11 protein-coding genes are annotated in these 14,159 nt (G+C 73.0%); 6 read left to right on the forward strand and 5 right to left on the reverse strand.

Annotation, left to right across the window (positions count from 1 at the left end):
• The 4 genes from ilvB to ACFWPI_RS04855 form a co-directional block, all read right to left on the reverse strand.
• Positions 1–1,337 (reverse strand): biosynthetic-type acetolactate synthase large subunit (ilvB, locus tag ACFWPI_RS04840; protein WP_380375358.1); only part of this gene is annotated, 1,337 nt, incomplete at its 3' end.
• 258 nt (positions 1,338–1,595) lie between these two features.
• On the reverse strand, positions 1,596–2,816 hold the full coding sequence (locus ACFWPI_RS04845; protein ID WP_380340466.1) for an MFS transporter: 1,221 nt from the start codon (positions 2,814–2,816) through the stop codon (positions 1,596–1,598).
• Positions 2,817–2,893: 77 nt separating this feature from the next.
• Positions 2,894–3,373, reverse strand: a complete 480-nt coding sequence (locus tag ACFWPI_RS04850) for an Rrf2 family transcriptional regulator (RefSeq protein ID WP_350886768.1) — start codon at positions 3,371–3,373, stop codon at positions 2,894–2,896.
• 134 nt (positions 3,374–3,507) lie between these two features.
• The gene (locus ACFWPI_RS04855) at positions 3,508–4,494 is read right to left on the reverse strand and encodes an NADPH:quinone reductase (RefSeq protein WP_363376882.1); all 987 of its coding nucleotides are present in this window, start codon (positions 4,492–4,494) and stop codon (positions 3,508–3,510) included.
• Between the two features lie 273 nt (positions 4,495–4,767).
• Between ACFWPI_RS04855 and ACFWPI_RS04860 the strand changes: the two genes are divergently transcribed.
• On the forward strand, positions 4,768–5,997 hold the full coding sequence (locus ACFWPI_RS04860) for an IS701 family transposase (RefSeq protein WP_380340458.1): 1,230 nt from the start codon (positions 4,768–4,770) through the stop codon (positions 5,995–5,997).
• A gap of 28 nt (positions 5,998–6,025) precedes the next feature.
• On the opposite strand, the gene ACFWPI_RS04865 is transcribed toward ACFWPI_RS04860, so the two are convergent.
• Positions 6,026–7,954, reverse strand: coding sequence for a helix-turn-helix domain-containing protein (locus tag ACFWPI_RS04865; protein ID WP_380375359.1), 1,929 nt, complete (start codon positions 7,952–7,954; stop codon positions 6,026–6,028).
• Between the two features lie 262 nt (positions 7,955–8,216).
• On the opposite strand from ACFWPI_RS04865, the gene ACFWPI_RS04870 reads away from it, so the two are divergent.
• The 5 genes from ACFWPI_RS04870 (at position 8,217) to ACFWPI_RS04890 (ending at position 14,128) form a co-directional block, all read left to right on the forward strand.
• Positions 8,217–8,966: a 50S ribosomal protein L11 methyltransferase gene (locus ACFWPI_RS04870; protein ID WP_380375361.1), complete on the forward strand. Its 750-nt coding sequence runs from the start codon at positions 8,217–8,219 to the stop codon at positions 8,964–8,966.
• 496 nt (positions 8,967–9,462) lie between these two features.
• On the forward strand, positions 9,463–10,635 hold the full coding sequence (locus tag ACFWPI_RS04875) for a 3-deoxy-7-phosphoheptulonate synthase (protein WP_363376889.1): 1,173 nt from the start codon (positions 9,463–9,465) through the stop codon (positions 10,633–10,635).
• 98 nt (positions 10,636–10,733) lie between these two features.
• Positions 10,734–11,504, forward strand: a complete 771-nt coding sequence (locus tag ACFWPI_RS04880; RefSeq protein WP_380375364.1) for a 2,3-dihydro-2,3-dihydroxybenzoate dehydrogenase — start codon at positions 10,734–10,736, stop codon at positions 11,502–11,504.
• A 42-nt stretch (positions 11,505–11,546) separates the two neighbouring features.
• Positions 11,547–12,176: an isochorismatase family protein gene (locus tag ACFWPI_RS04885; RefSeq protein WP_063346539.1), complete on the forward strand. Its 630-nt coding sequence runs from the start codon at positions 11,547–11,549 to the stop codon at positions 12,174–12,176.
• A complete protein-coding gene (locus ACFWPI_RS04890; RefSeq protein ID WP_380375365.1) occupies positions 12,173–14,128 on the forward strand; it encodes an anthranilate synthase family protein in 1,956 nt (651 codons plus the stop codon). The genes ACFWPI_RS04885 and ACFWPI_RS04890 overlap by 4 nt, the downstream gene beginning before the upstream one ends.
• The last annotated feature ends 31 nt before the right edge of the window (positions 14,129–14,159 follow it).

Here is a 14,159-nt window from a genome sequence, read left to right on the forward strand (position 1 = left end):
AGCCAGGTGCCCGGCTTCTCGAAGCGGATGAACTGCGAGCTCCACATCTGGTGCTGGCCGACGCCCGCGGCGTAGATCGCTTCGGGGCCGACCAGCCGGCCGATCCGCTCGATGACCTGCTGCGGGGAGAGGCGGCCGCCCGGGGCGGGCTCGTAGCCGAGCGGGTAGGTCTTCTTCCACTCGTCGAGCTTGTCCCACCACTGCGAGTAGTCGCCCTTGTGTCCGGCGTCGAACTCGGCCTGGACGGCGACGATCAGATCGGCCAGCACCTCGCGGGCGTCGCCGACGATCGGCACGTCGGCGGGGCGGTTCTTGCCGATCTCGGCGGGGTCGATGTCCGCGTGGACGACCTTGGCGTGCGGGGCGAAGCTGTCCAGTTTGCCGGTGACGCGGTCGTCGAAGCGGGCGCCGAGGGTGAACAGCAGGTCGGCCTTCTGGAGCGCGGTGACGGCCGGGACGGAGCCGTGCATGCCGGGCATGCCCAGGTGCTGCGGGTGGCTGTCGGGGAAGGCGCCGAGCGCCATCAGGGTGGTGACCACGGGGGCGCCGGTCAGTTCGGCGAGGATCCGCAGCTCGGTGGTGGCCTGTGCCTTGATCACGCCGCCGCCGACGTACAGCACCGGGCGCTTGGCGCCCACCAGCATCTTCGCGGCCTCGCGGATCTGCTTGGCGTGCGGCTTGGTGACCGGGCGGTAGCCGGGCAGCGAGGGCTCGACCTGCCGATGCCTTGTCAGGCCCTGGAGGGCGTCCTTGGTGATGTCGACGAGGACGGGGCCGGGGCGGCCGGTGGCGGCGATGTGGAACGCCTCGGCGATCACCCGGGGGATCTCGTCGGGGTCGGTGACCAGGTAGTTGTGCTTGGTGATCGGCATGGTGATGCCGCAGATGTCCGCCTCCTGGAAGGCGTCCCTTCCGATCAGGGTCGAGGGGACCTGGCCGGTGATCGCGACGATCGGCACCGAGTCCATGTAGGCGTCGGCGATCGGGGTCACCAGGTTGGTCGCGCCCGGGCCGGAGGTGGCCATGCAGACCCCGACCCGGCCGGTGGCCTGGGCGTATCCGGTGGCGGCGTGGCCGGCGCCCTGCTCGTGGCGGACCAGGATGTGGCGCACCTTGGCCGAGTCCATCAGCGGGTCGTACGCGGGAAGGATGGCCCCGCCCGGGATGCCGAAGACGGTGTCCACTCCGACCTCTTCGAGTGCACGGATCAATGCCTGGGCGCCGGTCGTCCCGGACTCCGCGGGCGTGGTCCGTGCGTCGGGGGTGACCGGCGCGGGGGTCGATTCGGTGGTCTCGGCGCTGTGGGTGGTCACGGGGGACTCGCTCAACTGGGTCATCTGGCAATCTCTCGGTTTCGTCGACGTGGTGGTCCCGCGGGGAGTGCGGGGTGGTGTCCGTGGCCGGGGCCGCTGCGGTGCGCGGCGCCGTTGGGCGGCCAGGGACGTGTCGGGGAAACCGGGGCAGCAGGGTCTGTCTCCGCGCCGGTCGTCGGTCGTCGCGTGCTGAGGGGTGTTTCAGCGCTCGGTGCGACGCCGCACCGTCAGGAAGCGGTGACCGGAAGGGAGTTGACCGGCCCGCAGGAGGTGTCTCGCGCCTCAGCCTTTGTTCGTGGGCGAGTGGCGGGTGAAGAGCAGGAAGATCAGGGCGATGGCGGCGATGGCCGCGCCCAGGCCGTACACGGTCGCGGCGCCGGCGCCGAGGGTGGAGCCGCCGATGATGGTGCCGAGGCCGATGCCGAGGTAGATGGAGGAGGAGTTGAGGGAGACCACCAGCGGGGCCTCCTGGGGGGCGACCTCGATCAGGCGGTGCTGCTGCGGGGGTGTCTGGCACCAACTGCTGGCGCCCCAGAGGAGGACCAGCAGGCCGACGACGGGCTTGAGGTCGGAGTCGGAGGCGGCGAGCCAGGCGAGGGCCCCGAGGGCGACGACCATGGCGGTGTAGCCGATGATCAGGACCTTGGTGGAGCCCCAGCGGTCGGTGGTGTAGCCCGCGGCGAGGTTCCCGATGACGGCGCCGAGGCCGTACAGGAAGAGCATCCACAGGATGGAACTCTCGGGCACCTTGACGGCTTCCAGCATGGGCACGCTGTAGGCGTACGCGGTGTAGCTGGCGCCCATGCCGAGGATGGTGAGCGGCAGGACGGCGAGGACGGCCGGTCGGCGCAGGACGGCGAGGCGGGTGCGTAGCGGCACCCGGACGTTGCCGGGGAGCCACGGCATGATCAGGCGCAGTATCACGGCGACGAGCAGGCAGAGTCCGGCGACGAGGCCGAGGGCGGTGCGCCAGCCCAGCCAGTGGCTGGCGGCGTTGCCGAGCGGCACGCCGAGTGCGGTGGCGATGGTGAGGCCGCCGATGACCACGGCGAGGGCGCGGGCCCGCAGTTCGGGGCGGACGAGGGAGGCGCTGACGGCTCCGGCGTTGGGGGTGTAGGCGGCGGCGCCGGCGGCGGCGATGATGCGGCTGATGATCAGCACGGCCATGTTGGGGGCCAGTGCCGAGCCGAGGTTGGCGATGCCGAGCGTGAACAGTGCGGTGATCAGCAGGGTTCGGCGGGGAAGCCGGGCGAGGAGGGTGGCCAGGACGGGGGAGAGGACGGCGTAGGCGGCGGCGAAGACGGTGATCGACTGGCCGGCCGTGGCCGAGGAGACGTGCAGGTCCTTGGCCATGGAGGGGAGGAAGCCGGCCACGACGAAGGCGTCCGTGCCGACGGCGAATGTGCCTAAGGCGAGGACGAGGGTGGAGGACAGGCCGCCCTGGGGTGGTGAGCCGGGTTCGGCCGGAGCTTTCCGGTCGGCCGGAATCGAGACACTGGACATCCAGATTCTCCTTGCGGGTCGGTGCGTGTGCTGTGGTGTCGCTGCGCGGTGAGGCGGTCGGACCGTCGGGCGTGCGGTCAGCCGGTCATGCGGGCGTAGTGGCGTCGGGTGCGGTCGGCGGCCCCGCCCGGCGCGGCGGCCATGAGGTCGGCCACCGTCTGCCCGGCGAGTTCGCGGCGCCAGGCCAGTTCGGCCTTGCGCATCGCGGTGGCGATCCCGCACGGCTGTCGGAACTCCCGTGCGATGGCGCCACCGCCGTCCGCACGCTGGCGGATCTCGGTGCAGCGGAACACGTCGTCGGGGCCCTCGATGGCGGCGACCACGTCCATCAGAGTGATCTTCTCCGGCCGTCGGCCCAGCCGGAAGCCGCCCTTGGAACCCGGTGTCGAGCTCAGGATGCCGGCCCGGACCAGCGCCTGTAGGCGCTTGGTCAGGTAGGCCGGCGGCAGGTCGAACCAGGCCGCCAGCCGTGCCGTCGGAACCGGTTGGTCACTGTCGAGCCATGCCAGGGTGAGGCAGCAGTGCAGGCCCCACTCGACTCCTTCACCCATTCGCATAACCAGGACAATACACGTCCAGGTTCTGTGCCGCAGGCCGGACGGGCCGGAGGCCCGGAATATGTCAAGTCGCAGCCCGACGAGGGCGTTGCGGCCCTGCCGGACCTCCGGTACAACAGTTGGCAGGCGTCCGGTCAGGCCTGCGAATCGGGCCTGAGGACCACCCGTCTGCCGTGCAGCTCGCCGCGTTCCATTCGGCCGTGGACCTCGGCGGCGGCGCTCAGCGGAAGGGTCTCGACCGCCAGGGGGCGCAGCCGTCCGGCCGCGAGCAGGCGGTTGATGGCGACGGCGGCCTCGGCCAGTTCGGTGCTGGTCGCATGCGAGATCACGAAGCCGGCGATCGAGCAGTCCTTCATGTAGAGCGGCCCGACCGGGAGGATCGGCCGCGAGCGGGCGCCGGCCAGCAGGACGATCCGTCCGCGCGGGGCGAGCAGGTCGACGGCGGTGGCCAGGTCGTTCTCCCCGGACGTGTCGAGGTGGAGGTCGACGCCGCCGGGGCAGGCCTGGGCGAGCCGTTCGGCGAGGTCCGGATCGCGGTAGTCCAGGGCCTCGGCCGCACCCAGGGCGAGGCACTGTTCCAGGTCGCGGGCGGAGGCGGTGGCGACGACCCGGGCCCCGGCGTCGACGGCGAGGGTGACCAGCGCGGAGCCGACGTTCCCGGCCGCGCCGGCCACCAGGACGGTCTCACCGGCCCGCAGGCGGCCGTGCGTGAACAGGCCGAGGTAGGCGGTCGCGGCCGGATGGACGACGGCGACGGCCTCCTCGGGGAGGACGCCCTCAGGGAGGTGGTAGAGGCGGTCGGCGGGGACGACGACCTGCTCGGAGGCGGCGCCCTGGCGCCCGCCGTGGCCGAGGCTGTTGGTCCACACCCGGTCGCCGACGGCGAAGCCGGGGGCGGCCGGCCCGGCCGCGGCCACGGTGCCGACCAGGTCGCGGCCGATCACGAACGGGAACTCGACCGGGGTGCGGAAGAGGCCGGAGCGGACGAAGGTGTCCACCGGGTTGACGGTGGTGGCCGTGACGTCGACCAGGATGTCGGTCGGCCCGGGACGGAGGGAGGGAAGTTCGCCGTAGCGGATGTTCTCGGGCGGCCCGAGGGCCTCGATGAAGGCTGCTCGCATGCTCGGAGAGTCTTCCACCGGTCGGCGCCGGGGTGCCGCACGGAAGTCGTTTGTTCGTCAACTCGCGCGCGGTCGGCCCGCCCCTGATGGCCCCGGCACACCCCGCCGGGCGGCTCCGGGGGCGATCTCGCCTGCCCGCGCGCTCCGTCCGGTGGTCCGGCCATAGGCCGCGCGTGCAGCCGTGTGTCCGGTGCACCTGGGCCCGGCCCGAGCCCTCTGCATACCGTCGACCCATCTGAAGATGCGTCTGCCATGTAGAGGTTGGGGATCTCGATGAGCGACTTCGCCCTGCACATCAGGGACACGCGAACGCCCGGGCGCAAGCCGGGCGTCGGCAGTTCCCACGACATCGTCCTCTCGGAGCTGTGCCCGGCGCTGTTCGCGTCGCTGCCCCGGGCGGACCAGCGCCGCAAGGGCGTGGAGTACCTGCGCGGACTGCTGGGCGCGGAGGGCCGCAAGTCGGTGCGCAACATCGCGCGGCTGATCGGCGGGCAGGCCACGGAACAGAACCTGCACCACTTCATCAGCAGCTCCACCTGGGAGTGGGACCCGGTGCGCGCCGCGCTGGCGCACTACGTGACGTCCGTCGCGCCGCCGCAGGCCTGGGTGGTGCAGCAGACGGTCATCCCGAAGGCCGGGGAGCACTCGGTGGGCGTGGATCGCCGGTTCATCTCCTCGCTCGGCCAGGTGCTCAACGCGCAGCAGGCGGTGGGCGTCTGGGCGGCGTCCGAGGAGGTGAGCATGCCGGTGAACTGGCGGCTGCACCTGTCCCGGGCGTGGCTGGACGACGTGCCGCGGCGCAGCCAGGCGTCCATCCCGGCGAGTGTGGACACCCGGACGCTGGGCGACTGCTCGGTCGAGGCGGTGCTGGAGCTGACCTCGGACTGGCGGCTGCCCACGCTGCCGGTGGTGATGGACGTCCGGGAGCTGGACGGGATGAAGGCGCTGCGGCGGCTGCGCGCGGCGGGGGTGCCGTTCCTCGTGCGGATCAACAGCACGCTGCCGCTCCGCCCGGCCGAGGGGGCCGGGCACGGCGCGGAGGCGATGCCGGCCCACCGGATCATCGGGGCGTGCCGGGACCGCAGGCGGATGGTGACCTGGACCGACCACGGCCAGGACGCCGGGCTGTGCACCGCGCTGGTCGGTGCCGTCCGGGTGCGGACGGTGACCGGGGCGGCCCGCCCCCTGGGAGTGAACCGCAGGCCGGACGGCCCGGACCGCGACCTGCTGCTGCTCGGCGCGGGCAGCTCCGGCCGGCGCTGGCCGCAGGAGCTGTGGCTGGCCGACATCCCGGACGCCACGCCGGCCCAGCTGTTCCGGCTGAGCCTGCGGATCGGCCGGGTCGAGCGGGACTTCGACGAGATCGCGGACCGCACCGGCATCCGCGACTACACCGGCCGCTCCTTCAACGGCTGGCACCGCCATGTCACCCTCGCCTCGGCCGCACACGCGGTCGTGGCCCTCTCCCACACCGGCGGCCGCTCGCTCCGCCGCGTGAGCTAGGGTCCGTCGTCGAACTCGCGCCCGCGCCCTAGGTTCCTTGGCCGACTCCCGCCGACGGGCCGTCCTTGATGAGGAGGTCGCGGACGCGCGAGAGCCGTAGGGCGAGCTGGACTTCGAGCGCTTGGCCGGGGTCCTGCCAGTCGGGGCCGAGCAGTTCCGCGATGCGTTCCAGGCGGCGGGCGACGGTGTTCGGGTGGACGTGCAGCTTCTGGGCGGCCCGGGTGGGGCTGGCTCCGGTCTCGAAGTAGGCGTCCAGGGTGCGGCCGAGGTCGGTGAACCGCTGCCGGTCGTACTCGAGCACCGGACCGATGACCGAGTCGACGAAGGAGCGGACGTCCCGGTTGTCGGCGAGCAGGACACCGAGGAAGCCCAGCTCGCGGGGGGAGGCCGAGCGGCCGGTGGTGTCGAGGGCGATCATCGCCTCCAGGCAGCGCAGCGCCTCCTGGTGGCAGTGGAAGACCGAGGCGGCGTCCGCGACCGGCCCGGCCGCCGCCACCGTGACCGGTTCGCTGAGCAGCGGGGCGAGTTCGTTCAGGACGGCCCGGGCCGTCGCGCCGGCGTCGGTGCCGGGCAGCAGCAGCACGGCGTTGCCGCCGTGCCCGACCCGCAGCCCGTTCAGTCGCTGGGCCAGGCCCGTGGCCAGGGCGCAGGCCCGGCCGACCGCTCGGGCCTCGGGGCGGACGACCACCACCACGTGCGGCGTGGCCAGGTTGATGCCGAGCCGGCGGGCGCGCTCCTCCAACTGCTGCGGCGGGCGCTGGGCGCTGGTGAGCAGGTCCTCCAGCAGCTCGCCGTGGGCGCGGCCCTGCGCGACGGTGGTGTCGCCGGTGCGCAGCAGCTGCACCGCCACCGCCTGGGCGGCCAGGTGCAGCAGTTCGTCGATGCCGGCCGCGGGGAGGTCCTCGGGGCGGAACACCAGGGTGCCGAGTATCTCGCCTCCGGCGGTGACCGGGGCCGCCCAGAGGCCGTCCGCGGTGTGGACCGGGCGTTTGGCGGCGTGCACATCCGCGGCGGCGGGGCCGGTCTCGGGCATCCGGCCGGTGGTGGTCAGGACGGTGCCGTCCGCTGCGTGGATCCGCAGCGCGCCACCCAGGTTCCGGCTCACGGCTTCGGCGAGGCCGTGCAGTTCGCAGTCGGTCAGCGCCCGTTCGATCAGCTCGTGATGGATGCGCCGGTGCTCGCTGAGCTCCCGCAGCGACTCGGTGGTGCGTCCGTGCTCCTCGCGCAGGGTCTGCACGGTGGCCTTGGCGTCGTCGAGGACGAGGGTGCGCTGGACGGCCAGGCCGGCGAGCTCGCCGAGCAGGTTCGCGGTGGAGATCTCCTCCGGGGTGTAGTGCCGCACATTGCGGTCGGCGACGTAGAGCGCGCCGAAGGGGTGCGGGCCGTAGCTCAGCGGGACGGCCATGATCGCGCGCAGCCCCTCGGTCCGGACCACCTCGTCGATGTCGGTGCTGTGCTGGATCCGGTTGTCGTCGAGGTAGTCCGGGGTCCAGACCGGCGCGAGGTTGGCGACGGCGGCGTGGCCGAGTCCGGAGCCGCCGGTCAGCTGGAGGCCGACGTTGAGGGTGGAGGTGTGGCCGTCCGACGCCCGGATGTAGGACAGGCCGTCCTCCGGTCCGGGGAAGCTGACGTACGCCATGTCCGCGCCGAGGAGCAGACGCGAGCGCCGGGTGACGGCCTTGAGCACCCCGTCGAGGGTGTCGGGGACGAGGAGGTCCCGGGCGGTGTCGAGCAGCGCGGACAGGCCCGCTTCGCGTTGCTGGCGCCCGCGGCGCTGGGCGCAGATGTCCAGTCCGAGCCGGACGGCCCGCTCGAGTGCGGCCGTCTCGGCCTCGGGGGCGCCGCCGCAGGCGGCTTCGGCGAGCAGTGACTCGATGCGCGCCGGTGGTGCCTCCGCCACCAGCAAGGTCAGTACGGTCAGCGCGTCAGGCCGCTTCCGGACCCCCTGTTGGGCCATCTCTTATCCCCCACCCGTACATACCAGCCGTTTTGCCTGGCACATGCCAGGTGCTACAACGTGTTTATCATGTCACTTTGGGTGGGGCTCGGATGATTCCACGGTGTGGACGGTGGAGAGGGCACCGCCGAGTGGCCCCCGATGTGTTGCCGGGTCACCTTCCCGCCGCCCGTGCCGGTTGAGGAGGATGAAGTGGTGGCCACCAGGGAGGTGGTCCGGGCGACAACGCCCAGCTGGCGCGGTGGGAGCACAGGCGGACGGCATGAACGCGCTACAGGACTACCGCCGTTCGCTGGAACGAAGCAGGGCCGCGCTGGAGCACGCGCACCGGCCCGCGACCTTCCGGCTCTGCGGCCGCGAATGGGACCTGCTGCCAGGGATTTTCGCCCCGGTCTACTCGCCCACCACCGAGATCTCCATGCGCCTGCTCGGCCTGGACGACCCGCGGGCCGCCGGGCGCTCCGGCTCGCTGCTGGAGATCGGCTGCGGCACCGGCGTCATCGCGGTGGCCGCGGCACTGGCCGGGCATGCCCGGGTGGTGGCCGGCGACATCAACGAGGCCGCCGTCCGCAACACCGAGATGAACGCCCACCGGCACGGCGTCGCCGACCGCGTCCACAGCGTGCACAGCGACCTGTTCGCCGCGCTCGCGCCCGAGGAGCGCTTCGACACCGTCTTCTGGCACTCCAACTACGTGCTCGCGCCGGAGGACTACCGCTACCGGACGATGCACGAGCGCGGCTACGTCGACCCGGGCTACGCCGCCCACCGCCGCTTCCTCGTCGAGGCTCCGGGCCGGCTGGCTCCGGGCGGCTCGGTGCTGCTGCACTTCAGCGAGCGCGGCGACCTGACGGCGCTGCGCCGGATCGCCGAGGAATGCGGGCGCACCCTGCGGGTGGTGCGCGGCGGCGTCTTCCCGGAGGGTGAGCAGGAGGTCGAGCACATGTTGATCGAGGTGGCCGTGGCGCGTGGCCGGGCCGCCCGCGAGACGGCACCCGGTACCGGCTTCTGACGTCCGGGTCCGGCGACCCGACCTGCCACGCCGACTTCGGCATGTGCCACGAGGCGCCGGCGCACGGTGGTCCGCCCACCCCCGGGGTAGGCCTGGGCCACCAGGGTCCGGCCGTGCCGTACGGCGTCCGGGCGGGTCGCGCGCCCGAGCCGTTCCATGGCCGGATCTCGCCGGTCCGCCACCTCGGGACGGACCTCTTCGAGGGTCCGCCGTCACCGTTCTTCGTCGTCCCCGGGCGACATCTGACGGAGTGTGCCGCCACCTGATGGAGTATCCGCCACCTGACGAAGTGCGGGGGCGGGCGTTGGCGACACCTGGTGGCACGCCACAAGATCTGGAAGAGCCTCAGCCGTTCGGTGGCCGGCGGACCGCTGCCGGACCGGGACCCGGGCCGCGGGCCCGCCGGTCCTCCCCGACCCGTGCCATCCACAGCCTCGCCACGACGCCCTTCCGTGCGCGCCGCCGAGCCGGCGCACCTTCGCCCTGGGAGACACCCATGGTCACCGCCCTGTCCGCGCTCCTGTCCCGGCCCGCACTCCACCAGCCCGACTGGGCCGACCACGAGCACCTTCCCGACATCAAGGACCGGCTGGCCGGTCTGCCGCCGCTGGTCGGCCCGGCCGACGTCCGGCGGCTGCGCTCCGTGCTCGCCGAGGTCGCGGCCGGGCGGGCCCAGGTCGTACAGATCGGCGACTGCGCCGAGGACCCGGCGGAGTGCACCGCGGGCGACGTCGCCCGCAAGACCGGGCTGCTGGACGTCCTGGCCGGCATCGTCACGATGGCCACCCACCGGCCGGTGGTCCGGGTCGGCCGGATGGCCGGCCAGTTCGCCAAGCCCCGCTCCAAACCGACCGAGTTCGTCGGCGGCCTGGAGATCCCGGTCTTCCGCGGCCACCTGGTCAACAGCCCCGAACCCGACCCGGAGCTGCGCCGCCCCGACCCGCGGCGGCTGCTCGACTGCTACTGGGCGGCGGCCGAGGCGATGACCCACCTCGGCTGGCCGGATCCGGACCGCCGCTCGCCGCTCAGCCCGCCGGTGTGGACCAGCCACGAGGCGCTGCTGCTCGACTACGAAGTTCCGATGATCCGTCAGATCAGTTACACCGAAAGCCTCCTGACGTCAACGCACTGGCCGTGGATCGGCGAGCGGACCCGCGACGTGGCCGGCGCCCACGTCGCGATGCTCGCGTCCGTGGCCAACCCGGTCGCGTGCAAGGTGGGCCCCGGCATGGCGCCCGAGGAACTGCTGGAGCTGTGCGCGCGGCTCGACCCGCGCCGCGAGCCCGGACGGCTGACCCTGATCGCCCGGATGGGCGCCGAGGTCGTCGCCGACCGGCTGCCCGCGCTGGTCAGGGCCGTCCGGGAGGCCGGCCACCCGGTCATCTGGCTCACCGACCCGATGCACGGCAACACCGTCACCACGCCCGGTGGGCTGAAGACCCGCTTCGTGGAGACCGTCGTCCGGGAGATCCAGCACTTCCAGTACGCCGTCCGCTCCGAGGGCGGCGTGGCCGGCGGCCTGCACCTGGAGACCACGCCCGATGACGTCACCGAGTGCGCCCACGACGCCTCCGGGATGGCGCACGTCGGCGACAAGTACACCAGCTTCTGCGATCCCCGGCTCAACCCCGGCCAGGCCATCACCGTGGTCTCCGCCTGGGAGGGCTGACCCGCCGCGCCCGGAACGGCGCCACGCACCGCCACACCGAGAGAGCAACCGAGAGAGCAACGGGCCGGCCGCGCGCCGGCCCCGAGGGAGGTCCGGCAGTGACGAACACGATCGCCCTGGTCACCGGGGCAGCAGGCGGCATCGGCGCGGCCGTGGTCCGCGCCCTGGCCGAACAGGGCACCGCGGTGGCCGCGGCGGACCGCGACGAGGAGGGCCTGCGCAAGACCGTGGCCGCCCTCGCCGAGGAGGGCCTGCGGGCCGAGGCCTACCCGGTGGACGTCAGCGACCACCGCGCCGTCGACCTGCTCGTCGACCAGGTGGAGCGCGAACTCGGGCCGGTGGACCAACTGGTCAACGCCGCCGGGGTGCTGCGCCTCGGCGAGGTCCGGGACTTCTCCGTCGAGGACTGGGCGGCCACCTTCGCGGTCAACGTCAACGGCGTCTTCCACGTTTCCCGCGCGGTGGTCGACCGGATGATCCCGCGCGGGCGCGGCGCCATCGTCACCGTCGCCTCCAACGCCGCCCGCACCCCGCGCACCGAGATGGCCGCCTACGCCGCCTCCAAGGCCGCCGCGACGATGTTCACCAAGAGCCTCGGCCTGGAGGTCGCCAGGTACGGCATCCGCTGCAACCTCGTCGCCCCCGGATCCACCGACACCCCGATGCTCACCTCGATGTGGCACGACGAATCCGGCCCGCAGGGCACCCTGCGCGGTCGCGCGGACGCCTTCCGGGTCGGCATCCCGCTCAACAAGCTGGCCAGCCCCGCCGACATCGCCGCCGCCGTGCTCTTCCTGCTCTCCGACGCGGCCGGCCACATCACCCTGCACGACCTCACCGTCGACGGCGGCGCCGGCCTCGGCGCCTGACCGGCTCGCCCAACTCACCACTCCCCCAGGAGAGTCCACCGCATGGCAGGCATTCCGACCATCGAGCCCTATCCGATGCCGACCGCGGGCGAGCTGCCCGACAACACCGTGTCGTGGACCGTCCGCCCGGACCGCGCGGTGCTGCTCGTGCACGACATGCAGCGCTACTTCCTGCGCCCCTTCCCGGCGGACGAGGCACCCGGCCGGGAGCTGCTGCACAACGCCGCCCTGCTGCGCCGCCAGGCCGCCGAGCTCGGCGTGCCGGTCGCCTACACCGCCCAGCCGGGCGGCATGACCACCGAACAGCGCGGGCTGCTGCTGGACTTCTGGGGCCCCGGGATGCGGATGGACCCGGTCGACCGCGAGGTCGTCGAGTCGCTCGCCCCGGCCCCCGGCGACTGGCTGCTCACCAAGTGGCGCTACAGCGCCTTCTTCCGCTCCGACCTGCTCCAGCGGATGCGCGAGGAGGGCCGCGACCAGCTGATCCTGTGCGGCGTGTACGCCCACGTGGGCGTACTGATGACGGCCGTCGACGCCTTCACCAACGACATCCGGCCGTTCCTGGTCGCCGACGCCGTCGCGGACTTCTCCGCCGCCCACCACCGGCTCGCCCTGGAGTACGCCGCCGCGCGCTGCGCGATGCTGATCACCGCCAAGGAGACCTTCGCATGACCGACCGGACGACGGACCGGGCGAGCGAGCCGACGACGGACCGGGCGAGCGAGCCGACGACGGACCGGACGACCGAGGAACTGCTGCGCCGGGTGCTCGCGGAGCGGCCGCCCGCCTTCGCCCTCCTGCACCGGCCCGAGACCACCGGCCCGGGCACGCTGGACGTCCTGTTCGGCGAGGTCGCCACCGCGCACACGCTGGACGGTGTCCCGCTGGGCCCCGAGCCCGGCCGCCCGGGCCCGGACGTCCTGGTCCTGGTCCCGTACCGGCAGATCGCCGAGCGCGGCTTCGAGGCCCAGGACGACGGTGCCCCGCTGCTCGCCATGACGGTGACCGAGCACGCCACCGTCGACCTCGACGAAGCGCTGGCGCTGATCCCGGACCGGCCCACCGAGCTGACCGGCGCCCGCTTCGACCTCGGCGACGAGGAGTACGCCGACATCGTCCGCCGGGTGGTCGCCGAGGAGATCGGGCAGGGCGTCGGCGCCAACTTCGTCGTCCGCCGCACCTTCCTGGCCGAGATCAGCGACTACACCCTGCACGCCGCGCTGGCCTTCTTCCGCCGGCTGACGGAGCGCGAGGCGGGCGCCTACTGGATCTTCGTCGTGCACACCGGGGAGCGGACATTCGTCGGCGCCAGCCCCGAGCGGCACATCAGCCTGGCCGACGGCGTCGCCGTGATGAACCCGATCAGCGGCACCTACCGCTACCCGGCCTCCGGCCCCACCCTGGCCGGCGTGATGGACTTCCTCGCCGACCGCAAGGAGGCCGACGAGCTCTACATGGTGGTCGACGAGGAGCTCAAGATGATGGCCCGGATCTGCGAGGGCGGCGGCCGGGTGGTCGGCCCGTACCTCAAGGAGATGGCCCGGCTCGCGCACACCGAGTACCTCATCGAGGGCCGGACCGACCGCGACCCGCGCGAGATCCTCCGCGAGACGATGTTCGCCCCGACCGTCACCGGCAGCCCGCTGGAGAGCGCCGCCCGGGTCATCCGCCGTTACGAGCCCGCCGGGCGCGGCTACTACAGCGGCGTGGCCGCGCTGATCGGCCGGGACGAGCACGGCGGGCGCACGATGGACTCCGCGATCCTGATCCGCACCGCCGACATCGACACCGCCGGCCGGATCCGGATCGGAGTCGGCGCCACCCTGGTGCGCCACTCCGACCCGGCCTCCGAGGTCGCCGAGACCAGGGCCAAGGCGGCCGGGCTGCTGGCCGCGCTGGAAGCCGGAGGCCCGCGCACCTTCGCCGGCCACCCCCGGGTACTGGCCGCGCTGGAGCGGCGCAACACCGGCATCTCGGACTTCTGGCTGGCCGAGGACGCGGACCGCGGCCGACGGCTCGCCGAATTCGCCGGGCGCCGGGTGCTCGTGATCGACGCCGAGGACACCTTCACCGCCATGATCGGCCACCAACTCCAGTCACTGGGGCTTGAGGTGACGATCCGTCGATTCGACGAGCAGTACGCCTTCGACGGCTTCGACCTGGTCGTGATGGGCCCGGGGCCGGGCGACCCGCGGCAGGCCGACCACCCCAAGATCGCCTGTCTGCGCTCCGCGGTGGCCGAGTTGCTCGCCCGGCGGCGCCCGTTCGTCGCGGTCTGTCTCAGTCACCAGGTGCTGTCCACCCTGCTCGGCCTGCCGCTGCGCCGCCGGGACGTCCCCAACCAGGGCGTCCAACGCGAGATCGACCTGTTCGGCGCTCGCGAGCGGGTGGGCTTCTACAACACCTTCGCCGCCATCAGCCCGCACGACACGGTCGACGTGGACGGCGTCGGCACCGTCGAGGCCGCCCGCGACCGGGAGACCGGCGAGGTGCACGCCCTGCGCGGCCCGCACTTCGCGTCCATGCAGTTCCACGCCGAGTCGGTGCTCACCCAGGACGGCCCCCGGATCGTCGGTGGCCTGATCGCCGAGGTCCTCCGTGCCGGGGCGATCCTTGCCGGGTAGTCTCCGGGAGAGCGCACGGGAGAGAGGCCGA

Origin of the sequence: Kitasatospora sp. NPDC058492 (assembly GCF_042720685.1) — a bacterium.
Classification (GTDB): domain Bacteria; phylum Actinomycetota; class Actinomycetes; order Streptomycetales; family Streptomycetaceae; genus Kitasatospora.